General features: G+C 70.5%; 21 protein-coding genes. 6 read left to right on the forward strand and 15 right to left on the reverse strand.

Translation table 11 applies throughout. The annotated features are described in order from the left end of the window. Positions 1-4: 4 nt before the first annotated feature. The 12 genes from LBN7_RS03975 to LBN7_RS04030 all read right to left on the reverse strand — a co-directional run bounded on the left by LBN7_RS03975 (position 5) and on the right by LBN7_RS04030 (position 10762). Entirely contained in the window at positions 5-1273 is a 1269-nt protein-coding gene (locus LBN7_RS03975) for a hypothetical protein (RefSeq protein WP_407361006.1), read from the reverse strand. Continuing rightward, positions 1257-2351 carry a hypothetical protein gene (locus LBN7_RS03980; RefSeq protein WP_407361007.1) on the reverse strand — a complete coding sequence of 365 codons (1095 nt, stop codon included), beginning with the start codon at positions 2349-2351 and terminating at the stop codon, positions 1257-1259. Before LBN7_RS03980 ends, LBN7_RS03975 begins: the two co-directional genes overlap by 17 nt. A gap of 4 nt (positions 2352-2355) precedes the next feature. Continuing rightward, positions 2356-2844, reverse strand: coding sequence for a hypothetical protein (locus tag LBN7_RS03985; RefSeq protein WP_407361008.1), 489 nt, complete (start codon positions 2842-2844; stop codon positions 2356-2358). Next, positions 2841-3920: a tRNA (adenosine(37)-N6)-threonylcarbamoyltransferase complex transferase subunit TsaD gene (gene tsaD / locus LBN7_RS03990; RefSeq protein WP_407361009.1), complete on the reverse strand. Its 1080-nt coding sequence runs from the start codon at positions 3918-3920 to the stop codon at positions 2841-2843. Before tsaD ends, LBN7_RS03985 begins: the two co-directional genes overlap by 4 nt. After that, the gene (gene rimI, locus LBN7_RS03995) at positions 3917-4405 is read right to left on the reverse strand and encodes a ribosomal protein S18-alanine N-acetyltransferase (protein ID WP_407361010.1); all 489 of its coding nucleotides are present in this window, start codon (positions 4403-4405) and stop codon (positions 3917-3919) included. The genes tsaD and rimI overlap by 4 nt, the downstream gene beginning before the upstream one ends. Next, complete coding sequence (tsaB, locus tag LBN7_RS04000) at positions 4402-5019, reverse strand: tRNA (adenosine(37)-N6)-threonylcarbamoyltransferase complex dimerization subunit type 1 TsaB (protein WP_407361011.1); 618 nt, start codon at positions 5017-5019, stop codon at positions 4402-4404. Before tsaB ends, rimI begins: the two co-directional genes overlap by 4 nt. Further along, positions 5016-6215 carry a hypothetical protein gene (locus LBN7_RS04005; protein ID WP_407361012.1) on the reverse strand — a complete coding sequence of 400 codons (1200 nt, stop codon included), beginning with the start codon at positions 6213-6215 and terminating at the stop codon, positions 5016-5018. The genes tsaB and LBN7_RS04005 overlap by 4 nt, the downstream gene beginning before the upstream one ends. Then, positions 6212-7810 carry an ATP-binding protein gene (locus LBN7_RS04010; RefSeq protein ID WP_407361013.1) on the reverse strand — a complete coding sequence of 533 codons (1599 nt, stop codon included), beginning with the start codon at positions 7808-7810 and terminating at the stop codon, positions 6212-6214. The genes LBN7_RS04005 and LBN7_RS04010 overlap by 4 nt, the downstream gene beginning before the upstream one ends. 207 nt (positions 7811-8017) lie before the next feature. Next, on the reverse strand, positions 8018-8824 hold the full coding sequence (locus LBN7_RS04015) for a response regulator transcription factor (protein ID WP_407361014.1): 807 nt from the start codon (positions 8822-8824) through the stop codon (positions 8018-8020). After that, positions 8821-9303 carry a tRNA (adenosine(37)-N6)-threonylcarbamoyltransferase complex ATPase subunit type 1 TsaE gene (gene tsaE / locus LBN7_RS04020; RefSeq protein WP_341946115.1) on the reverse strand — a complete coding sequence of 161 codons (483 nt, stop codon included), beginning with the start codon at positions 9301-9303 and terminating at the stop codon, positions 8821-8823. The genes LBN7_RS04015 and tsaE overlap by 4 nt, the downstream gene beginning before the upstream one ends. Then, on the reverse strand, positions 9300-10406 hold the full coding sequence (alr, locus tag LBN7_RS04025) for an alanine racemase (protein WP_341946117.1): 1107 nt from the start codon (positions 10404-10406) through the stop codon (positions 9300-9302). Before alr ends, tsaE begins: the two co-directional genes overlap by 4 nt. Continuing rightward, complete coding sequence (locus LBN7_RS04030) at positions 10403-10762, reverse strand: holo-ACP synthase (protein WP_407361015.1); 360 nt, start codon at positions 10760-10762, stop codon at positions 10403-10405. Before LBN7_RS04030 ends, alr begins: the two co-directional genes overlap by 4 nt. Before the next feature lie 229 nt (positions 10763-10991). Here LBN7_RS04030 and LBN7_RS04035 point away from each other — a divergent pair, with 229 nt between their 5' ends. Continuing rightward, positions 10992-11822: a DUF559 domain-containing protein gene (locus LBN7_RS04035; protein ID WP_407361016.1), complete on the forward strand. Its 831-nt coding sequence runs from the start codon at positions 10992-10994 to the stop codon at positions 11820-11822. A 135-nt stretch (positions 11823-11957) separates the two neighbouring features. On the opposite strand, the gene glmS is transcribed toward LBN7_RS04035, so the two are convergent. Continuing rightward, positions 11958-13805 (reverse strand): glutamine--fructose-6-phosphate transaminase (isomerizing), encoded by a 1848-nt coding sequence (gene glmS / locus LBN7_RS04040; protein ID WP_341946122.1) that lies wholly within the window; start codon positions 13803-13805, stop codon positions 11958-11960. A gap of 67 nt (positions 13806-13872) precedes the next feature. Continuing rightward, the gene (gene coaA, locus LBN7_RS04045) at positions 13873-14817 is read right to left on the reverse strand and encodes a type I pantothenate kinase (RefSeq protein ID WP_407361017.1); all 945 of its coding nucleotides are present in this window, start codon (positions 14815-14817) and stop codon (positions 13873-13875) included. 36 nt (positions 14818-14853) lie between these two features. Between coaA and LBN7_RS04050 the strand changes: the two genes are divergently transcribed. The 4 genes from LBN7_RS04050 to LBN7_RS04065 all read left to right on the forward strand — a co-directional run bounded on the left by LBN7_RS04050 (position 14854) and on the right by LBN7_RS04065 (position 18603). Then, the gene (locus LBN7_RS04050; protein WP_116634552.1) at positions 14854-15798 is read left to right on the forward strand and encodes a Ppx/GppA phosphatase family protein; all 945 of its coding nucleotides are present in this window, start codon (positions 14854-14856) and stop codon (positions 15796-15798) included. A 35-nt stretch (positions 15799-15833) separates the two neighbouring features. Continuing rightward, positions 15834-16307, forward strand: coding sequence for a VanZ family protein (locus tag LBN7_RS04055; RefSeq protein WP_116634551.1), 474 nt, complete (start codon positions 15834-15836; stop codon positions 16305-16307). Continuing rightward, positions 16304-17050 (forward strand): low molecular weight phosphatase family protein, encoded by a 747-nt coding sequence (locus LBN7_RS04060; protein ID WP_407361018.1) that lies wholly within the window; start codon positions 16304-16306, stop codon positions 17048-17050. Before LBN7_RS04055 ends, LBN7_RS04060 begins: the two co-directional genes overlap by 4 nt. A 95-nt stretch (positions 17051-17145) precedes the next feature. Continuing rightward, positions 17146-18603: a polysaccharide biosynthesis tyrosine autokinase gene (locus LBN7_RS04065; protein ID WP_116634550.1), complete on the forward strand. Its 1458-nt coding sequence runs from the start codon at positions 17146-17148 to the stop codon at positions 18601-18603. Here LBN7_RS04065 and LBN7_RS04070 read toward each other — a convergent pair. Next, positions 18594-19682: a hypothetical protein gene (locus tag LBN7_RS04070; RefSeq protein WP_407361019.1), complete on the reverse strand. Its 1089-nt coding sequence runs from the start codon at positions 19680-19682 to the stop codon at positions 18594-18596. The two genes, LBN7_RS04065 and LBN7_RS04070, sit on opposite strands and share 10 nt — an antisense overlap. 326 nt (positions 19683-20008) lie before the next feature. Here LBN7_RS04070 and LBN7_RS04075 point away from each other — a divergent pair, with 326 nt between their 5' ends. Beyond that, on the forward strand, positions 20009-20905 hold the full coding sequence (locus LBN7_RS04075) for a helix-turn-helix domain-containing protein (protein ID WP_341946136.1): 897 nt from the start codon (positions 20009-20011) through the stop codon (positions 20903-20905). Positions 20906-21087 lie beyond the last annotated feature (182 nt).

Genomic DNA, 21087 nt, shown 5'->3' on the forward strand with positions numbered 1-21087 from the left:
GCCGTCACTCGCCGGGATCGTCCGGCGGAGCCTCGACGCGGATCGGATCGCCCGGAGGGGACTCGATGCGGACCGTGTCGCCGGGGGAAGAGGGCGACGTGAACGAGGAGTCCCTCGTGATGGTGAGGAACGGCGTCTGGTTCTGCGTGTTCTGCACGCCGATCGTCCAGGAGACGGGGACCCCGCCGTCGACCCCGTCGACCACCGCGAAGAGCCCCGCACCGGGCAGGTCGAAGTTCGTGCTGCACACCGGGCGCTCCTTCGGGGCGTCGATGATCATGCACTGCTCGAACGAGGTCGCGTCATCGCCGTCGGCGAACCGGGACCCCAGCCACACCGGCTCGTCCTGGAAGTAGCCGACCAGCGACAGACCCATCGAGAACCCCTGCTCGAACAGCTCCGTCGCCCTGGCGCGTTCGTCGCCCTGGAACTGGTTCACCATCGTGAGGTTCGGCGTCCACCGCTGGATCGAGACCATGGGCTCGCCCGTCGTGGAGAACATCATGTAGACGTTCACGCTGGTGCCCGAGGCGACGGCGGGATCGGCATCCGCATCGACGGTGTCCGGCACCATCACGAACGTCGACAATCCGAACGGACCGACGGCGTCGCGGTCCTCGCAGGAGTCGGACGACGCCTCCTGCACGTCCATCACCACGCAGATCAGTCGTCCGTCCTCTCTCGTGCCGTACCAGACCAGGGCGTCGTCGTCCTGCCCGACCGCGCGCAGCGTGCCCGGATCGTATTCGCCCTGCTCGTACAGTTCGAGTCGCCGCTGCTGCTGCTCCTCGGTGAGAGGGATGACCTCGGGGCGCTGAGCGAAGAGCGCCCAGCCCGCGCCCACGCCGATCGCGAACAGCAGCGCCGAGGCCGCGGCCACCAGCCCCCACCGGCGTCGAGGAACCGCGAGCCACGCGCTGCGCCGCCGCTCGCCTCCCGTCTCGGCGGTGCTTCCCGTCTCGATGGAGCTTCCCGTCTCGGCGGCGGGGCCGTCGGTGCCCGCGAACGGTTCCTGCGCCTCGGCGCCGGGCGGCACGGCGGCCCCGAGCGAAGCCGTCGCAGCTGTGCCCTGCGGCACGTGCTCGCGATCGATGAGCGTCGGCGGCTCGGCCGCGCGTGCCGGCACCGGCGGCGTCGTCGAGAGCATCAGCGCCGGCCGCGCGTCCTCGAGCTCGCGCAGCCGTCGCGCCTCGGCATCCGTCAGTCCGCCGGCGCGCCCGTAGGCCTTCCGCTGCAGTCTCCCCCGCTCCTCGGCGTCAGTCTCCCCCGGCACCGACCTCACCCCGCTCCCGGGTGATCACGAGGGCTGACGGTCCGTGCGGCGAGAACTCGAAGGTGGTCGTCGTGCCCGTCTGCGGATCGACGACGTTCAGGACGAGCCCCGCGCCCTGTTCCACGATGGTCTGCGGGTCGGCGCACACCATCGGAGACGGAGAGAGGGAGCCGTCGTAGATGAGACATGCCCCCGGCGAGTCGAGCTGCATCGCGCTCCAGATCGGCACATCGCCGTCGTAGCCGGCCACCCAGATCGAACGCGGGTCGAACCCCTCGTCGGCGAGCTTCTCCGCGATGCGCGTCTCGTTCTCGTTCGCGTAGATCATGCCGGCGGATCCCGAGCTGTAGTCGTAGCTGCTGACGGCGACGGCGGGTTCCCCCGATGCGGCGAACAGCAGCTGGGCGGAGACTTCGCGCTGCGTGACGCCGACGGAGTCGACGATGAGCGACCCGTACATGCCGGACTCGGCGACCATCTCGGTGAGCTGGCAGATCGGTGAGGTGCTCTCGCCGTCACCGAGGATCAGGCAGGTGCGCCGGCGCTCCTCCTTCGTCGCGGTCCAGACGACCACGCCCTCCTTCACGGCCAGGGCGCGGATCGACGACGGGTCGTAGTCGCCCTCGGCGGTCAGCGCGTTCTGCCACTCCTGCTGCTCGGCGGTGAGGGCGACCGCCGCGGCACGGCTCTGGCCGAACAGGAGCCATCCGATCCCGACGCCGCACAGGAGCACGACCACGGCCGCGAGCGCGATCCACCGCGCGGGCGGGCGCAGCGGAGCGGGAGCGGATGCCGGAGCCTCATCGACCGGCTCCCGGACGGCCGGGGAGGTCGCGGCGGAGGCGGGTTCCGCCGGCTCGACGGCTCCCGTGACGCGGCTCTCGGTGATGCTGCCCGCGGCGCGGGCGTCGACGGCTGTCCGCCCGCTCTCCGGTGCGACGCTCGACACCCCACGCTCGACCCCGCCTTCCTGCAGGCCGCGCAGTCGCGCGGCCTCGGCGTGCGAGAGCCCGCCGTCGCGCCCGTATGCCCGCGCCTGCAGTGCACGCATCTCCGCGAGCTCGTCGGCGTCCAGCATCCGGCTATCCGAGCCGCTCGAACTGCATACCGGCCCAGACGAGCCAGCCCAGGCTGTAGACCGTCGCGCAGAGGCCGAGCACCAGCGCCCAGCGGGCGATCGCGCGGCTCTCGACCGGCCGACGCAGCGACATGATCGCGGCGATGACCGAGACGACCGCCACCGGGATGCCCCAGCCGACGAAGAAGGATGCGCCCAGCGCGACGATGGCGGCGAGGAGCGCCCACGGCGCCAGCCGGGTGTCGTCGATCACGGCGGTGTCCGTCGTGGGCTCCCACTCGGTGTCGTCGACGGCGTCGAGGTCGGGCCCGCTCACGACCACGGGCTCGATGCCGACCGGCCCGGTGGGGAGCTTGGCGTACCCGTCCCGGCGTGCACCGGGAATCCTGGTCGCACCCGCCGGCCGCTCGACCTCGCCGCTGGGGCGCTCGATGCTCGGACGCGGGGCCGGTGCGGTCCCCTCGGCGTCGGGGGTGCGCGGGAGATCGCTCATGCCGGAACCGCCTCCGCGACCTGGATCTCCGTCACCGGGAGCGTGGAGTCCGCCCCGAACGCGAGGGTCGACGGTCCGCGCCCCGAGGAGATCAGCTCGGCGGCCAGTGCCGCGATCATCGCGCCGTTGTCCGTGCACAGCGAGAGGGGCGGGATCCGCACGGTCACGCCGGCCGCCTCGGCACGCGCGAGGGCGACCTCGCGCAGGCGCCTGTTCGCGATGACCCCGCCGCCGAGCAGCAGCCGGGGAACACCGAGATCCGCGCAGGCGGCGAGGGCCTTCGTCACCAGCACGTCGACGACCGCTTCGCGGAAGCTCGCGGCGACATCGGCGACCGGGATGGCCGCGCCCCGGTTCGCCTCGTCGGCCTCGAAGCCCTCCACCCAGCGGGCGACGGCGGTCTTCAGCCCCGAGAAGGAGAAGTCGTAGCGGTGCTTCGCCAGATCGGATGCGCGGGAGAGCCCCCGCGGGAAGCGGATCGCGTCGGGGTCGCCGTCGAGGGCCGCGCGGTCGATCTCCGGCCCGCCGGGATACGGCAGCGAGAGGAGTCTGGCCACCTTGTCGAAGGCCTCTCCGGCGGCATCGTCCATGGTCTCGCCGAGCAGCTCGACGTCGGTCGTGAGGTCGCGCACGTGCAGCAGCGAGGTGTGCCCGCCGGAGACCAGCAGTGCGATGGTCGGGTACTCCAGCGGTTCGGAGTCGGGGGTCAGGATGTCGGCGGCGATGTGGCCGACGAGGTGATTGACGGCATACAGCGGCTTGCCCAGCGACACAGCGAGGCCCTTCGCCGCACCGACGCCGACCATGAGCGCGCCCGCGAGGCCCGGCCCGCTGGTGACCGCGACCGCATCGAGGTCGTCGAGCGTCACCCCGGCCTCGGCCAGGGCCGCGTCGATGGAGGGCTGCAGCGCCTCGAGGTGCGCCCGGGCGGCGACCTCGGGAACGACGCCGCCGAAGCGCGCGTGCTCGTCCATGCTCGAGGCGATCGTGCTGGAGAGCAGGGTGCGCCCGCGGACGATGCCGATACCGGTCTCGTCGCAGCTCGTCTCGATGCCGAGCACCAGAGGCTCACTCATGCGTTCGCCTCCTGCGGCTCATCGGCGGACAGCGGATGCCGGCGCAGGTCGCGTCGCATGACGATGGCGTCCACGTCGTCCGGCTGATAGTAACGAGGACGTCTGCCGATCTCCTCGAAGTGCTCCGCGAGATAGAGGCCGGCCGCCGCAGGGTTGTCCGCACGCACCTCGAGGAAGACCTCGCGCGCACCGCGCTCCCGTGCAGCCGCCAGCAGGGCACGCAGCAGAGCGCGTCCCCGTCCCTCGCCGCGATGCTCGGCGAGGAGGGCGATGGTCTGGACGTCGGCATCCGCGCTCCCCTGCAGCGCACGGATGCCGCCGTAGCCGATGACGACGCCGTCGTGCTCGTCGATCAGGTACTGTCCGTGCGGACTGGCGAGCTCGGCGGCCATGGTGTCGGCGCTCCACGCGTCCGTCGGGAACGAGCGGTTCTCGATCAGCATGATGGCGTCCAGGTCGGCAGGGATCGCGGGGCGGAGCGTCATGACCGGACCTTCTTGGGTGCCCCGGGCAGGGTGACGTCGGGATGGCGCATGTAGAGGGGCTCGTCACCCGCGAGCGAGCGCCCGGCGGCGAGCGCGCGGGCACCCACGCGTGCGAGGTCGGCACCGGAGAGCGTCGAGACGTCGACACGGCGGATGCCTGCGAGGTGCGCGTCGGCATCGACGGCCTTGACGAGGACGGTCTCGGCGACGACGCGCGGGATGCCGTCGGCATCCGCTCCGTCGAACACCGTGATCGCGACTTCGCGGCGGCGGGCATCGGTGACGATCGCGAAGGGGCCGGACTCGGTCTCGAGAGCGGTCAGCGCGGCTCCGAGGTGGCTGGGCACGGACACCACGGGGATGCGCCGGCCGAGCGCGAACGCGCGGGCGGCGGCGATGCCGATGCGCAGGCCGGTGAAGGGGCCGGGGCCCATGCCTGCGACGACATGCGTGATGTCCCCGGGGCCGGCCTCGGCGAGCACCTGGGCGAGCAGGACGCCGATGACCTCGGCGTGACCGAGAGGATCGACGGTCGCCGCCTCGGCGCGCCGGGTCCCGTCGGCGTCGATGAGGGCGACGGCGGTGCCCAGGGAGGTGTCGACGGCGAGGATCACCTCTCCAGGGTAGTCCGGCCCGCCGGGGGCACGCTCGTCGGCGCCTCGACCTCTGCGGCGGGCGCATCCGACGAGGTCGACAGCTTCCATCGGTCTCCGCCTGCCGCACGGGCGCGGACCGCCGCCGCTCCCGCCGCGGCGGCGAGCTCGTCGTAGTCGTATCCGGTGGAGGCGACCGTCGCCCAGCCGATGCTCGCCGACGCCCGGATGCCGTCGATGGGGTCGCCCCGCTCGATGGTCGAGATGCGGGTGAGGATATCGCGCATGTGGAACCGGACCGCTTCCTCGCTCCCTCGGATGATGACGATCGCCCGGGTGTCGTCGATGCGGATGGCGTCTGCGGCAGCGGGAAGCGCGTCCTGGATGTCGTCGTGGAACCGGTCGGCGATCATCGCGAAGGTGGAGCCTGTCGATGCCTCACGCAGATCGGCGGGGTCGTCCAGGCGCACGTCGAGGAGCGACCACACCTGCTCGTTCTGGGCGCCGGCCTTCTGCAGCCGCCACCGGGCGCGCTCGATCGCGGCCTCGATCGCGGAGGGCGGTGTCGCCTCCGCCCTGACCATCAGCACCAGGGTGAAGGCGGCGCACGTGCTCAGCACGAGCGTTCCCACCGCGTTCATCCCGCGCAGCGTGCTGAGCTGCTCATCGGTGCTCACCCCCTGGTTCATGGCGGCCGCCACGGCTGCGGTGACCGCGACCACGATGAACGCGCACGAGGCCAGGGCGAGCGGGAGGAGGATGTCGCGCGGGCCCGGCTGCCGGCGCAGCAGCTCGTAGCCGACGAAGGCGGCGAAGACGCCGCTCACGACGAACACGGTGTGGAAGGTGAGCAGATACACCGGCGTCTTCGCCGTCAGCACCAGCAGCGACGGGACGATCGCCAGGTAGACCGCCACGGGCCACCCGACGACCCGCCGGCGCAGATGCATCCGCAGCCCGATCCAGACGAGCGGCTCGAAGCACAGCAGGAGGCCCGACGCGGCGGCTCTCATCAGGGGGTCCGACGTCTGGTTCCCGGCGAGCCAGAGATATGCGCCGAGCACGCCGAGCCCGAACGCGGCCCCCCAGGTGACGGTCGCCCTGCTGGGACGCGCCAGCGTCGCGAGGGTGAAGACCAGGGCGGCCAGGACCGTCACGACGGCGACCATGCTGGTCGTGATGTCGACGTGCACGGGCACATGGGCGGGCACGATCATTCCAGGACCTCTTTCACTCGCCGCTGCGGAAAACGCAGGGTGACGGTCGTGCCGGCGCCGACTCCGCTCTCCACGCCGATGCTTCCTTCATGTGCCTCGATGATGCCCCGGGCGATGCCCATGCCGAGCCCGGTGCCCGCGATACCCGCCAGGACGGCGCGGTCGGTGCGGAAGTACGGGTCGAACAGGCGCGGCAGCTCATCGGCGGCGATGCCCGTTCCGGTGTCGCTGATGACCACTTCGGCCTGCCCATCGGCCGCCGTGCCGAGGCGGACGTCGATTCGGCCGCCGGCCGGCGTGTACTTGACCGCGTTGCTGAGCAGGTTGTCGAGCACCTGCCGCAGCCGGAACGCGTCGCCGTAGATGACGAGGCTCTCCGCACCGCTGATCCCGAGCTCCTGGCGATTGCCGGAGATGAGGGGCGCATATGACGCCGCCGACGCCTCGACGACCTCGCGCAGATCGACGGGTTCGAACGGCTCCGCCGGCGCGCTCTTCGTCGTCTCCAACGTGCTCGCCACGAGACCCTCCATCCGCTCACCCGCGTTCGCGATGACCTCCAGCTGCGCGGTGACCTGTGGAGCGAGATCGTCGCGCTCCAGCAGCAGATCGACATGTCCGATGATGGCCGTGAGCGGATTGCGCAGCTCGTGCGAGACCACGGCCGCCAGCGCGCGGCGCTCCTCGGCCGCCTCCAGCAGCTCGGTGACGTCGTCGATCACCACCAGCGTGACGTGCGCGCCTTCCGCCGCGGCGGCGATCGGCTGCGTGCTCACCTGAAGGGCGCGCCAGTGCCCCTCGCTGTCGAAGAGCCAGACCCGCTCGTCGTGCAGGCGCTCGCCGTTCGCGGCGCGCGCCAGGGTCGTGCGGCCCGGCGGCACGGCGGCACCGCGCCGCCGGTCGTACTCGACCGCGGCCGACGCGAGCGTCTCGCCGAAGCGGCCTCGGCCGTACAACGCGCGGTAGGCGTCGTTCATCTGGAGGATCCGCCCGTCCGCGGCGACGACGACGAGAGCAACGCCCAGCGCGTCGATGATCTGGGTGACCCGGCGCTGGTTGGTCTCAGCCCGTTCGGCCGCGCGGTTCACCTGCTCCGAACGCCGCTCGAGAAGGCGTCGTGCGGCCCGTGCCCGCTGCGAGCCGATGCGCACCGTGACGCCGAGGAAGCTCAGCGTGATGATGACGGTGAGGACGCGCAGCAGCAGATCGGCGGTATCCCCCGTGCGCTCGGCGAAGAGCACGAGGCAGACCCCGCAGAAGGCCACCCCTGCGAGCACCCAGGGCATCGTGAAGTACGTGGCGAGCCACGTGACGGGGAAGACCCAGAGCAGTCCGAGCCGGATGTCGGGTGCACTCGTGGCGAACCCGACGGCGAGCGCGTCGAGCAGCGGAAGGACGGCCACCGCCCGGCGCGGGAGCCGGTGCCATGGCATGACGAAGGCCAGCAGCGTCGTGACGACGACGAGGGCCAGCGCCGCGATGAACAGCGGGATTCCCAGCGTCTCCGGCGTGAATGCGGTGATCATGACGACGATCGCCACGATGCTGGCTGTGAACACCAGCTGCCATCGCCAGATCGAGACCGTGCGGATCATCCTCGCCCGCCCTCCGGTCGATCCTCAGCTTTCACGCAAGATTACTCAAAGATCGGGTCACTGCGCTCTTCAGGCGGCCTCCCGGCTCTAACATCCTGAGTGGGGGCTGACTCTGCGACTGGGGATTCGCAGGCGCTGGGCCGCGCGAGTTAGGGGATTCGCAGGCGTCGGGGCCGCGGCTGGGGAGCCGCGGCCTCACCAGCAGACCTACCGCGTGTCGTCGTCCGCGGGGGTGAGACGGTAGCCCACGCCACGCACCGTCTCCACGTATCGCGGCTCCGCGGAGCTGTCGCCGATCTTGCGTCGCAGGTTCGCGATGTGCGTCTCGATGGCGCGCTTGTCGGGCTCGCTGACATGACCGGACACCCCGGGAGGCACGCCGCGCAGTCCGAGAGCCAGCTCGGCCTTGCTGCACACCCTCCGCTGCGCCGTGAGAAGCGCCGCGAGCAGCTCGAACTCGGTCGGGGTGAGGTCGATCCGCCGCTGACCCGCCAGGACGATCCTGGTGTCGAGGTCGAGGCTGAGGTCGCGGTGCACCATCCCCCGCCACGTCAGCACCGTCGCGTCGGCGCTCGGTGCCGGTGGAGTGTCCGCCACGGTGCGGGCCGCCGGCACGCTGCGCGGGTCCTCGCTGCGCGGACGGCGGAGAAGCGCCTCGATCCTCGCCCGGAGCTCGCGCGGCCGGAACGGCTTGACCAGGTACTCGTCCGCGCCGGAGGTCAGCCCGAGCACGACATCCGACTCGTCCGCCAGCGCGGACAGCATGATGATGAACGTCGAACTGATCCGACGGATCCTGCGGGCGACCTCGAAGCCGTCGATCCCCGGAAGGTTGATGTCGAGCGTCGTGATGACGGGAGCGTGCTCCTCGATCGCGGCGATGCCCTCCAGGCCCGAGCCGGTCAGGACGGTCCGGAAGCCGGCAGCGCGGAACACCTCGTCGAGCAGCGACCTCACATCGGCATCATCCTCGATGATCACGGCCACGAGAGCGCCGATGCTTCGCTCGCTCATGATGCCGCCTCCTTGCGGATCGTGACGACCCGCGGGGCGTCGGCATCCAGCTCCGACGGGTCGATGTCCCCGCCGCCCACCGGGCGCTCGAGCTCGATGTCCCACCACGAATCCGCGAGCTCCTCGGCCATCCCGCGGCCCCACTCGATCACGACCACCGACCGCGCGAGATCGAGATCGAGGTCGTCGAGCTCGGCGGCGGAGCCGAGGCGGTACGCGTCGACGTGCACGAGCGGTGCCCGCCCGACGAGGGACGGATGCGTGCGCGCGATCACGAAGGTCGGGCTCTGCACGGGTCCGCGCACGCCGAGGCCCTCCGCGAGTCCACGCGTGAACGTCGTCTTCCCCGCGCCGAGCGGACCGGTAAGGATGAGCAGATCTCCCGCCGCGAGCTGCTCGCCGATGCGCAGGCCGAGCTGCTCCATCTCCTCCGAGGTGGCGATCTCCCGGCGCCCGAGGAACGCGGTGTCGACGCTCATGATGCCCGCCGGGGCACCCGATGGCCGATGCGCGTGACGATCTCGTAGTTGATCGTGCCCGCGGCATCCGCCCACTCCGCGGCCGACGGCACGCCGAGTGTGGGGTCGCCGAACAGCACCACCTCGTCGCCGATCGAGACCGGGGTGTCGCCGACGTCGACGACGAACTGGTCCATCGCGACGCGCCCGACGTTCAGGAAGCGCCGCCCGGCGATCGACACCGGGAGCCTGCCGGAACCGCTGCGGGGGACGCCGTCGGCGTACCCCAGCGGGACGAGCACCAGCGTGGTGTCGCGGTCGGTGCGGTGGTCGTAGCCGTACGAGACGCCGGAACCGGCACTCACTCGGCGCACGGCCGCGATCGATCCGCGCAGGGTCATCGCGGGGCGCAGCCCCAGTTCGGCGGAGCGGCGATCGTCGAACGGCGAGAGTCCGTACAGCCCGATGCCGATGCGGACCGCGTCGAGGCGCATCTCGGGCAGGTCGATGGCCGCCGCGGTGGCCGCGATGTGCCGGATCTCCGGACGGATGCCGAAGGACGCCGCAGCGGCGACGCCTTCCTCGAATCGTGCGAGGGCCGCCCTGTCGTCCTCGGGCGAGGTGTTCGAGAGGTGGCTGAACAGGCCGACGATGCGCAGACGTCCGATCCGCTCGAGCCGTGCCGCCTCCGCGAGCACGCGCGCCCAGTCCGCCGGGGCGATGCCGTTGCGCGAGAGTCCGGTCTCGAACTTCAGGTGCACGCCGACAGGTCGGTCGACGCTCGCCGCGGCCGCCGCGGCCTCGAGCTGATCGAAGGAGGAGATCCCGAGCTCGATGTTCTCGGCGGCGGCGCGCTCGAACCGCTCCCCCGGCGCATGCAGCCACGCCATGATCGGGGCGTGCACGCCCTGCCGGCGCAGCTCCAGCGCCTCGGGGATCTCGGCGACGCCGATGCGGGTGGCGCCGGCGGACAGGGCGGCGACGGCGGTGGCTGCCGCACCGTGGCCGTAGGCATTCGCCTTCACGACGGCGATGATCTCGACGCCGGTGAGTCGACGGAAGTGCCGCACGTTGTCGGCGATCGCATCGAGGTCGATGGTCGCTTCGCGGAACGGGACGGTCACAGTGGCGCTCCTTCGGCGACGACGAACGCAGCGGCGAGACCGGCGTCGTGGGTGAGGGTGAGGTGGAGCGCGAGGATGCCGCGCTCCTCGACGACGGCGGCCGTCGAACCCGAGAGGACGAAGTGCGGCTTGCCCGAGGACTCCGAGGCGATCTCGATCTCGGTCCAGTGCACGCCGTCCGAGCCGCCCAGCGCCTTGATCAGCGCTTCCTTCGCGGCGTAGCGCGCGGCGAGGGAGGGAAGACGGAGGGCCCGCTCCGACGGCGCGAAGAGTCGCTCGCGCAGACGTGGCGTCCGCTCCATGGTCCGTTCGAACCGCGGGATGTCCACGAGGTCGATGCCGGTCCCGATGATCACCCGTTCAGCCTACCGAGCCGTGGCGGTTGGCCGCCGGTTCGATGGGGTTCGGCAGTTCGTCGGTCAGGATCACATCTGCAGGTCGAATCGGGCCTATCCGACCTGCACGTGTGATCTCGACCTGCAGACGGCCGACGACGAATACTGCACAGCCGTCGCCGCGCCGATATCCATCCACAATCCCCTCCTTCCGGACTGCGGCACGGCCGGAGTGTCGGAGGCTCGGGACATGATGGATCCGGCCTATCTCCTCGCCCGCTTCGGCGGCGTCGCACGGGGAACCACACTCCAGGATTACGGATGCTCGCGCACGAGGATCGCGGCCGCGGCGGATGCCGGCGAGATCCGGCGTGTGCGACAGGGGGTCTTCGCTCTGCCGAAGACGGATGCCGGAGTCCTGGCGGCCGCCGCACACGGGGGCAGCCTCACCTGCGCTGCGGCGCTGCGCGCCCACGGTGTCTGGATGCTCCCCGCGCCGAACCACGAGGTTCACGTCTGGATGGGACGGAGCGGCCGTCCGCACTCCCACGAGGGATGCTCGTGCACCACCCACTACTCGCCCGGCTCCGCGGGGCTCGGACTCGCCCCCGTCGTGGTCTGCCTGATCCACGCCTACCGCTGCCTCGATGAAGAGGCCTTCTTCGCCGCGTATGAGTCAGCCTGGAACAAGCGCCTCATCGGCGCCCACGACCGCGCACGGATCCGCCGCGAACTGCCCCGAGCGGCCGGCTGGTTGCTCGATCTCGCGCGGCCGGATGCCGAGAGCGGGCTCGAATCCCTGCTCAGACTGCGGCTGCATCTGCACGGCATCCGCCTGGACTGTCAGGTCTCGATCCCCGGCGTGGGCCGCGTCGACTTCGTCGTGGCCGGGCGGATCATCCTCGAGGCCGACGGCAGGGAGAACCACACGCACGCCAAGCGGCATGACGATCTGCGAAGGGATGCCGCGGCATCCGCCCTCGGATTCGAGACCCTGCGATTCGATTACGCCATGATCGTGCACGACTGGCCGACGGTCCTCGCCGCGATCCTTCCCGCGCTCGGACGATCCCGAGGGTGAAGCGGAGTCGGAGTCGGATCGCAGGCTGAGAATACATCTGCAGGTCGAATCAGCCCGATCCGACCTGCAGATGTATTTTCGACCTGCAAAGTGCAGGGACTGCGAAGCGCGCGACGCGCAGACCGCCGAGAGGGCCTACTCGACCGTGACGGACTTCGCGAGGTTGCGCGGCTGGTCGACGTCGAGGCCCTTGGCCGTGGCGAGCGCCATGGCGAAGATCTGCAGCGGCACGACCGCGAGCAGCGGCTCGAACATCGGGCCCGCGAGCGGGATGTGGATGACCTCGTCGGCGAAGGGCAGCACCGCGGCGTCGCCCTCTTCGGCGATCACGATGACCCGGGCGCCGCGGGCGCGGATCTCCTGGATGTTCGAGACCACCTTGGAGTGCACGAGCGCCGAGTGACGCGGCGACGGCACGAGCACGAACACCGGCTGGCCGGGCTCGATGAGCGCGATCGGACCGTGCTTGAGCTCACCGGCGGCGAAGCCCTCGGCGTGGATGTACGAGATCTCCTTGAGCTTGAGAGCTCCCTCGAGCGCGATCGGGTAGCCGACGTGGCGGCCGAGGAACAGCACGGAGCGGGTGTCGGCCATCCACCCGGCGAGCTGCGTGACGTGCTCCTGCTCGCTCTCGAGCACGCGGGCGACCTTCTCGGGCAGAGCGGCGAGCTCTGCGACGTCTGCCGACGCGTCGGAGACCGTTCCACGGACGCGACCCATGTGCAGGCCGAGCAGCAGGAGCGCGGTGATCTGCGCCGAGAACGCCTTGGTCGACGCCACGGCGACCTCGGGACCGGCGTGCGTGTAGACGACGGCATCCGACTCGCGCGGGATGGTCGCGCCCTGCGTGTTGCAGATCGAGAGGGTGCGGGCACCGCGCTCGCGGGCGTACTTGACGGCCATGAGCGTGTCCATGGTCTCGCCCGACTGGCTGATCGAGACGACGAGCGTGTCGGCGCCGATCACCGGGTCGCGGTAGCGGAACTCGTGCGCGAGCTCGACGTCGACCGCGACGCGCGCCCACTGCTCGATCGCGTACTTGCCGACGAGCGCTGCGTAGGATGCCGTGCCGCAGGCCGTGATGATCACGCGGTTGATGCCGGTGAAGAGCTCGTCGAGCCCGTCGAGCTCGGGGATGACGACCTGGCCGTCCTGGATGCGGCCGCGGATCGTGTTCGCGACGGCCTCGGGCTGCTCCGCGACCTCCTTGGCCATGAAGCTCGACCATCCGCCCTTCTCGGCGGCGGCGGCGTCCCAGGAGACATCGAACGGCTCGGCCTGGACCGGCGCTCCGAAGAAGTCGGTGACGGTGACGGCATCCGGGGTGATCGAGACGATCTGATCCTGCCCGATCGCGAGCGCCTTGCGGGTGTGCTCGATGAACGCGGCGACGTCGGAGCCGAGGAAGTTCTCGCCCTCCCCCAGGCCGATGACGAGCGGGGAGTTACGGCGAGCGCCGACCACGAGGCCCGGGTGGTCCTCGTGCATCGCGAGCAGGGTGAACGCGCCCTCGAGGCGGTTCACGACGCTGCGGAACGCGAGCTGCAGGTCGCCGCCGTTGCCGGCGTACTCGCGGCCGAGGAGGGCTGCAGCCACCTCGGTGTCGGTCTCGCTGCGGAACACGACGCCGTCGGCGAGGAGCTCCTCGCGCAGCGCCGAGAAGTTCTCGATGATGCCGTTGTGGATGACGGCGAGCTTGTCGTCGTCGGCGAGGTGCGGGTGCGCGTTGACGTCGGTCGGGCCGCCGTGCGTCGCCCAGCGGGTGTGGCCGATGCCGGTCGAGCCGTCCGAGAGGGGTGCATCGGCGAGCGAGTCGCGCAGCACGGCGAGCTTGCCCGCCTTCTTGCGCATCCCGAGCGCGCCGTCTCCGTCGATGACGGCGACGCCGGCGGAGTCATATCCGCGGTACTCGAGGCGGGCGAGGCCGGCGAGAAGGATGTCCTGGCTGGGGCGCGGGCCCACGTATCCGACGATTCCACACATGCTTCAAAGATAAGCGGCAACTTTTGCGAGTCGTCCGAACAATAGCCGGGGCCGCTCCCGTGGAAAGTCAGAGCTTGCGGAGCAGGACGGATTCGACCGTGTGGTCGGCGCCCTTGTTCAGGACCAGACGCGCGCGGTGCTTGGTGGGCATCACGTTCTCGACGAGGTTCGGCATGTTGATCTCGTTCCAGTAGCCGAGCGCCGTCGTGATCGCCTCCTCGTCGGTGAGGTGCGCGAAGACGTTGAAGTACGACGACGGATTGCTGAACGCGCCCTGCCGCAGCGCGAGGAAGCGGTCGACGTACCACTTCTCGATGTGCGAGGTGTCGGCGTCGACGAAGATCGAGAAGTCGAACAGATCGCTGACCGCGACGTCGTTCGGCGCGGGCGGCGGCTGCAGCACGTTCAGCCCCTCGACGATCACGACGTCGGGCCGCCGTACGACGACATGCGCGTCGGGGACGATGTCGTACCGCATGTGCGAGTAGAAGGGAGCGCGCACCTCGGGGGCCCCGCTCTTCACCTCGGTGAGGAACTCGATGAGGGAGCGTCGGTCGTACGACTCCGGGAAGCCCTTGCGCTCCATCAGACCCCGGCGCTCGAGCTCGGCGTTCGGGTAGAGGAAGCCGTCGGTCGTGACGAGCTCGACCCGGGGCGTGCCGGGCCAGCGGCTCATGAGCTCGCGCAGCAGTCGGGCGATCGTGGACTTGCCGACGGCGACCGAGCCGGCGACGCCGACGACGAACGGCGTCGTCGTGTCGTCCTCCTGCAGGAACGACGAGGTCGCCGCTCCGAGGCGCTTGGTCGACGTGGCGTAGAGGCTGAGCAGGCGGCTGAGCGGCAGGTAGACCTCGCGGACCTCGGTCATGCTCAGCCTGTCGCCGATGCCGCGGACCTCGACGACCTCGGTCTCGCTGAGCGGCTGATCGAGGTCGGCGGCCAGACGCGCCCATTCCGCGCGACCGATCTCACGATACGGAGACAGCGGCTGCGCGGAGTCGACGGTGGTCACTGTTCCATCGTATCGGGGCACGAGTAGTCTCTTCCCGTGCGCCTGGGAGTCCTCGACATCGGTTCCAACACCGTTCACATGCTCGCCGCCGACGTCCGCCCCGGCGGTCGCCCGCTCGCGAAGACGAGCGACCGGACGGTGCTGCGCCTCATGCGCTACCTCACACCGGAGGGTGCGATCTCCGAGGAAGGGGTCGTCGCGCTCGAGGAGGCGGTCGCGCAGGCGCGCAGGGTCGCCGACAGCGAGAAGGTCGACGAGCTCCTGGCGACCGCGACGAGCGCCGTGCGCGACGCGCAGAACGGCGTCGACGTGATCGCCCGCATCGAGGCCGCCCTCGGGCAGCCGCTCCAGGTGCTCGACGGCGAGACCGAGGCCGAGCTGACCTTCCTCGCGGTGCGCCGCTGGTTCGGGTGGTCGGCGGGGCAGCTGCTGCTCCTCGACATCGGCGGCGGCTCGCTCGAGATCGCGGCGGGTGCCGAGGAGATGCCGGATGCCGCGGCATCCGTCCCCCTGGGCGCCGGACGAATGACCGTGCAGTTCCTGCCGAACGACCCGCCCGGCGAGGAAGACGTCGAACGGCTGCGAGCGCACGCGAAGAAGACGCTCGCCGCCGTGCTGCCGCAGTTCCTCGCGCTCCCGCGTCCCGATCACGTCGTCGGCTCGTCGAAGGCGATCCGCTCGCTCGCCCGGCTCGTCGGATACCCGGCACCCGGCTGGTCGGGGACCGATCGGATGCTGCTCCCCCGCGCTTCGCTCGGCTCCTGGATCCCGCGTCTCGCGCGGCTCCCGGCATCCGCTCGTCAGGAGCTCCCCGGGATCACGCCGGACCGCACGTTCCAGATCGTCGCCGCGGCGGTCTCGCTGCATGCGGCGATGACCGTGCTCGACATCGAGGAGCTCGAGGTGTCGCCGTGGGCGCTGCGCGAGGGCGTGCTGCTGCGCTATATCGAGCAGCTGAACTGGAGCGGCACCCGAAGCTGAGAACCGGGGTCGGCTGCGGTGGCTAGCATGGCGGCATGTCCGCTCCCGCCGTCGTCCGCGCCCGCACCGGCGCCGTCGTGGCGCGGGCGCTGCTGGTCGGCTACCTGCTCTTCGTGGGCTTCACGGTATGGCTGCCCGCGACGGTCTCGGCCAAGGTCACGGGTCTCGTCGGCATCGTCGCCACCTGGGTCGCGGATGCCGGGATCGCGTCGTACTCGCGGAGCGCCTTCGTGCTGGAGATCCTCGCCAACGTGGCGCTCTTCGTGCCCGTCGGCCTGCTCCTCGCACTGGCCTGGCCGCGCCTGCGGCTGTGGCAGACCGTGCTGATCGGCGCGCTGATGAGCGTGCTCATCGAGACCGTGCAGGGGGTGATGCCCTCGCGGTTCCCGACGCTGTCGGACGTGATCGCGAACACCACGGGCACGCTGATCGGCGCGCTGATCGTGACGATCATCCTGTCTCTCGCGGGCGTCGGCCGACCGTCTCCTGCGCGTAGGCTGACGGCGTGAACGCGCATTCTCAGGACGGTCCGCCCGCCGGCATGAGCCGCCGGGAGTGGCGTGAATCCCAGGCGCCCGCCGCCGCGGCCGAGGCTCCCCCGGCGGAAGCGCCGGTCATGCCCGACTTCCTCGGGGGCCCGCCGCCCGCCGAGCAGCCGAGCGCGAGCCTCACGATCCTCACCGTCTGCACGGGGAACATCTGCCGCTCCCCTCTGGCCGAGGTGCTGCTGCGCGGCAGGCTCGAGCCGCTGGGCGTCCGCGTGCACAGCGCCGGGACGCACGCCCTGGTCGGCCACGGCATGCCCGAGCCCGCCCTCGACCTCGCGCTGAAGGCCGGTGCGGATGCGCAGGTCGCCGCCGCTCACCAGGCCCGCTATCTCGTCGAGCCGATCATCGGCGACGCCGACCTCGTCCTCGCGATGGCCCGCGAGCACCGGTCGCACGTGGTCAAGATGATGCCCAATCGGCTGCGCCGCACGTTCACGGTCCGCGAGTTCGCCCGCCTCGCCTCGACCCTGAGCACGGAAGACGCGCGCCGCGCAGCGGATGCCGCCGGCGGATCGCCGCAGGATCGGTTCGCCGCCGTGCTCCGCGCCGTCGCCGACCAGCGCGGCCTGACGCCGTCGGCCGCCGAGGACGACGACGTGGTCGACCCCTACCGACGCTCCAGCGAGACGTATGCTCGCTCCGCCGCTCAACTGGTTCCGGCGCTCGACGAGGTCGAGCGGATCGTGCGCGCGGCACTCGGCTGAGCCTCGTCTTTCCCACGGCAGGCGGTGGTTCACCGTATGCTCGATGTCGTATCTGCATCCCGAGTTCCCCACGGGATGCATGAGGGGATAAAGAGTTGGAACTCAGAGACTACGTGCGCATTCTGCGCGCGCACTGGATCGTGATCATCGTCGCCACGATCATCGGAGCCGCCGCGGCCTTCGGGTGGAGCGCCATCCAGCCTCGCGTGTACTCGGCCGACACGACCGGCATCGTCACCGCGGTCGGCGGCGACGGCACGAGCGGCAGCGCCCTCGTGGGCAACCAGCTCGCCCAGAGCCGGGTGAAGTCGTACCTGAACCTGGGCTCGTGGCGCGCCGTCGCCGAGCACGCGATCGACGAGCTCGACCTCGACACCTCCCCCGACGTCCTCGTCAACCACGTCACGGTGACGAACCCCGTCGACACGACGGCCCTGAAGGTGACCGCGACGGGTTCGACGCCCGAGTCCGCGCAGGCGCTCGCTCAGGCCTGGCTCGACGGCATGGCGATCGAGATCGAGAAGCTCGAGGGAGGGACGACGACGTCCCCCGCGGCGATCTCGCTCATGGTGGGCGATTCCGCGCGACTCCCCTCTGCGCCCTCGTCTCCGAACACCCGCCTGAACCTCATCATCGGCGCCCTCGTCGGCCTCGCCCTCGGGCTCGTGTACGCGTTCGTGCGCCACACGGTCGACCGTCGGGTCCGCCACCCGCGCGACATCGAGCGCGAGACCGGCGTCTCGGTCATCGGCACGCTCCCGCTCGAGAAGTCGATGTCCGACGAGCGCCAGGTGATCGACTTCTCGCTGGAGTCGCAGCACGGCGTCTCGCACCACACGATCGAGTCGATGCGCGAGCTGCGCACGAATCTGCAGTTCATCGACGTCGACAATCCGCCGCGCGTCATCGTCGTCACCAGCTCGGTGCCCGGCGACGGCAAGTCGACCGTGTCGGTCAACCTCGCCTCGAGCCTCGCCGCCGCGGGCCAGTGGGCGATCCTCATCGACTGCGATCTGCGTCGCCCGGTCATCGCCGACATCTTCGGGATGTCCAAGGATGTCGGCCTCACCGACGTTCTCGCCGGGCGTGCCGACCTGCAGGATGTCGCGCACCGCCCGTCGCGCGACGTGCCGCTGGCCGTCGTGGGGGCGGGGCGCATCCCGCCGAACCCGAGCGAGCTGCTCGGCTCGCACCGCATGCGCGACTTCCTGGCGGAGATCAGCAAGTCCGCGATCGTGATCCTCGACTCCCCTCCGGTGCTGCCGGTGACGGATGCCGCCGTGCTCGCCGCCGGCGCGGACGGCGTGCTGATCGTCGTGTCGTCGGGGAAGACCACCTTCGACATGCTGCAGCGCGCCATCGAGAACATCACCCGCACGACGGGTCGTGTGCTCGGCGTCGTCCTGAACCGCGTCCCCCGCAAGGGCGCCGAGTCGGCGTACTACGGCCGCGAGTACTACGGCGCGTACGAGCGGTATGCGCAGAAGGAAGAGGACACCGAAGCGGAGACCCCGGAGCCGGGCGTGCGCCGTCGCGGCGCCGCTCAGGTCTGAGTCGTCGGCGCCTGCAGGAGCCCGTCCTCGACCAGCTCCTGGAGAGCTGCCTGCACGATCGAGCGCGCGTCACCGGTCTCAGGCTCGCCGTGCGCGGTGACGACCGCCTCGACGATCTCCGTGAGGGTGTGGTCGTGCGCCGCCGCCCACAGGGACGGCCCGATGCCGTCGAGCACGTGGACCTGTCCTCCCGTCGGCGTCCGCTGCAGGATCGCGATGCGACCGTCGAGGCCGAGCTCGTCGGCCGTCGCAGCGCGCGCGAACGCGTCGGTGCGCGTCGGCGCGGCATCGGATGCCGTCGGACGGGGTGAGACCGCGTCCACCGGGCGGAGCTCGGTGCGCAGCAGACGCTCGATGATCGGATCGATATCGGCGACCTCGCGGTACCGCAGCCGCACGGCGCCGCCGGTGGCCTCGAGAAGGGCCGCGATCCGCTGCAGCGGGGCCTCTCCGTCGCACAGGTAGCTGGTCTGGGGTCCGAGCAGTTCGAGGGCCTCCGCGACGTCGAGCTCCTCGAGCGACGGCTGCTCAGGGCCGTCGGCTGACCGATCGATCACGACGATCTTCGCGACGCGCAGCGGGAACGGGAGCGGACGCCCTCCGTCGAGACTCGACAGCGCCACCTGCGCCTTATGGGTCGAGTGCGCCTCGATGATCGACAGCGGCTTCCGATACGGTTCGACACCGCCGTCGGGGGCGATCGCGATCGTCTCGTCGCTCACATACGCGTACCGCCGGGACAGGTGCCGTGCAGCCGTGGTCTTGCCTGTGCCCGACGGCGCGCTGAGCACGACGACGCGACCGCTCTCGTCGGCGAGGCCGGCCGCGTGCAGCATCCACACCGGATCGGCGCGACGGTGCGCGAGGGCGGCGATCGTCACGTCGGTCGAGAGCATCGAGAGCGCTGCGTCGTCTTCGAGTCCGTCACGCACCGCGACGATCACGTCCGGCGTCCGAGCTCCCTCGTACCAGGCATCCGCCCATGCCTCATGGGCACGGATCCGGAACTCCGCATCACGACTCGAGACATCGACATCGACGACGGCACCGACCGCGCTGACGAGAAAGCGATCAGGCATGGGAACAGCCTATCGACCGGGATGGAGCCCTCATCGAACGCACGAAAGAACACATCGCGCGCATTTAACGAACAATCTGCGCAGTGTTCTTCACTTCGATGTTCGAATTCCGCTGCTCGTCATAGCGTGACGGTATCCAGGACAGGGGAATCCTCGCGAGAAGAAATCCTCTGACTCCAGAAGAAAAGCGGAGTAACGGTCACCGCGACGGTCTTCGAGACGGTAGCGTATCGACCACGCGAAGCCAGAGTGCGGGTCGATCTGAGGGGGTCGACGAGCACGGATCAGTCTGGCGCGCGTTCATTCGGCGCACGGAAGGGTGATGCGTGGATCTCGGCAACGTGAGGGAGATCGGTCCGCAGGAGCTGATCGATCACGGCATCCGGCCGGTCGGTGACCGGGCCTCCCTGCGTGCTCGGGAACGGACTCCCGGCTCCGTCATCCTGCTGACCATGAGCGGCACGTCGAGCGAGGTCGCGATCGACACGCTGACCGCTCACCCGGAGCACGCGGTCTTCGCCTTCATCCAGGCCGAGGCCCTCTGGTCGAGGATGCAGGACGAGCCGTGGCTGCAGATCGAGAACGGCATGGTGATCGCCGCTCCCGGCCTCACGCGCGGATTGCGCTGTCAGGGCGCGTGGAGCGCGACCGTCGCACTGGTGCCCCGCACGGCGATGGCGTCGTTCGTCTCGACCCTGCCGACCGACGCCCGGATCTTCCCCGAGCGTCGCCTGCTCGACCGGGCGATGCAGGACTTCGTCGAGGGGCTGCTGGATGCCGACGAGCGGGCGACCGCGATCGAGCGCTACGCGGTCGAGCAGCTGGTCGTGGAGATGGGCGGCGCGATCCTCCTGGACCGGGTCGGCGCCGTCTCGGGTCAGGGCTCGCCGCGCGCTGTGCTGCGCGACCGTGCGATCGCAGTGATCGCCCAGCAGTGCGGGGATCCGAGCCTGACGCCGACGCAGGTCGCCCGCGAGGTGCAGTCCTCGCTCCGTCAGCTGCAGCTGGTCTTCGCCGAGGCCGAGAACAGCGTCGCCGGCGAGATCCGCCGCCAGCGCGCACGCCTCGCGCGCTCGCTGCTCGTCGACAGCCGCTACGACGTGCTGAGCATCGAACAGATCGCGCAGCGCTCCGGGTTCCAGTCGCCGATGAGCCTGCGCCGGGCCCTCGACGAGGCCTACCGGGCGACGCCGCGCGCCCTCCGCGCACGTCGTCGCGCATAGCTCGAAATCGGTCTTTTCGCTCAGATCGCGCAGGTTCGGCGCACAATGCGCTGACTTCCTCCATTCGATGTTCTCGGCCGTTCTCCCCCGCCTACGTTGATGCCTACGAAGAGGCTCCTGGGGGATGCAGACGAACGTGTCGCCTCTTCGCGACACAACGGGGAACCGTATCTGCATCTATG

The sequence above is a fragment of the Microbacterium sp. LBN7 genome (assembly GCF_045690345.1).
Taxonomy (GTDB): domain Bacteria; phylum Actinomycetota; class Actinomycetes; order Actinomycetales; family Microbacteriaceae; genus Microbacterium.

Bases quoted from the DNA above. Each gene is read 5' to 3' on its own strand.
- LBN7_RS03980 (WP_407361007.1), bottom strand. From the start codon at position 2,351: ATGCTGGACGCCGACGAGCTCGCGGAGATGCGTGCACTGCAGGCGCGG.
- LBN7_RS03985 (WP_407361008.1), bottom strand. From the start codon at position 2,844: ATGAGCGATCTCCCGCGCACCCCCGACGCCGAGGGGACCGCACCGGCC.
- tsaD (WP_407361009.1), bottom strand. From the start codon at position 3,920: ATGAGTGAGCCTCTGGTGCTCGGCATCGAGACGAGCTGCGACGAGACC.
- rimI (WP_407361010.1), bottom strand. From the start codon at position 4,405: ATGACGCTCCGCCCCGCGATCCCTGCCGACCTGGACGCCATCATGCTG.
- LBN7_RS04005 (WP_407361012.1), bottom strand. From the start codon at position 6,215: ATGATCGTGCCCGCCCATGTGCCCGTGCACGTCGACATCACGACCAGC.
- LBN7_RS04010 (WP_407361013.1), bottom strand. From the start codon at position 7,810: ATGATCCGCACGGTCTCGATCTGGCGATGGCAGCTGGTGTTCACAGCC.
- LBN7_RS04015 (WP_407361014.1), bottom strand. From the start codon at position 8,824: ATGAGCGAGCGAAGCATCGGCGCTCTCGTGGCCGTGATCATCGAGGAT.
- tsaE (WP_341946115.1), bottom strand. From the start codon at position 9,303: ATGAGCGTCGACACCGCGTTCCTCGGGCGCCGGGAGATCGCCACCTCG.
- LBN7_RS04035 (WP_407361016.1), top strand. From the start codon at position 10,992: ATGATGGATCCGGCCTATCTCCTCGCCCGCTTCGGCGGCGTCGCACGG.
- glmS (WP_341946122.1), bottom strand. From the start codon at position 13,805: ATGTGTGGAATCGTCGGATACGTGGGCCCGCGCCCCAGCCAGGACATC.
- LBN7_RS04055 (WP_116634551.1), top strand. From the start codon at position 15,834: ATGTCCGCTCCCGCCGTCGTCCGCGCCCGCACCGGCGCCGTCGTGGCG.
- LBN7_RS04070 (WP_407361019.1), bottom strand. From the start codon at position 19,682: ATGCCTGATCGCTTTCTCGTCAGCGCGGTCGGTGCCGTCGTCGATGTC.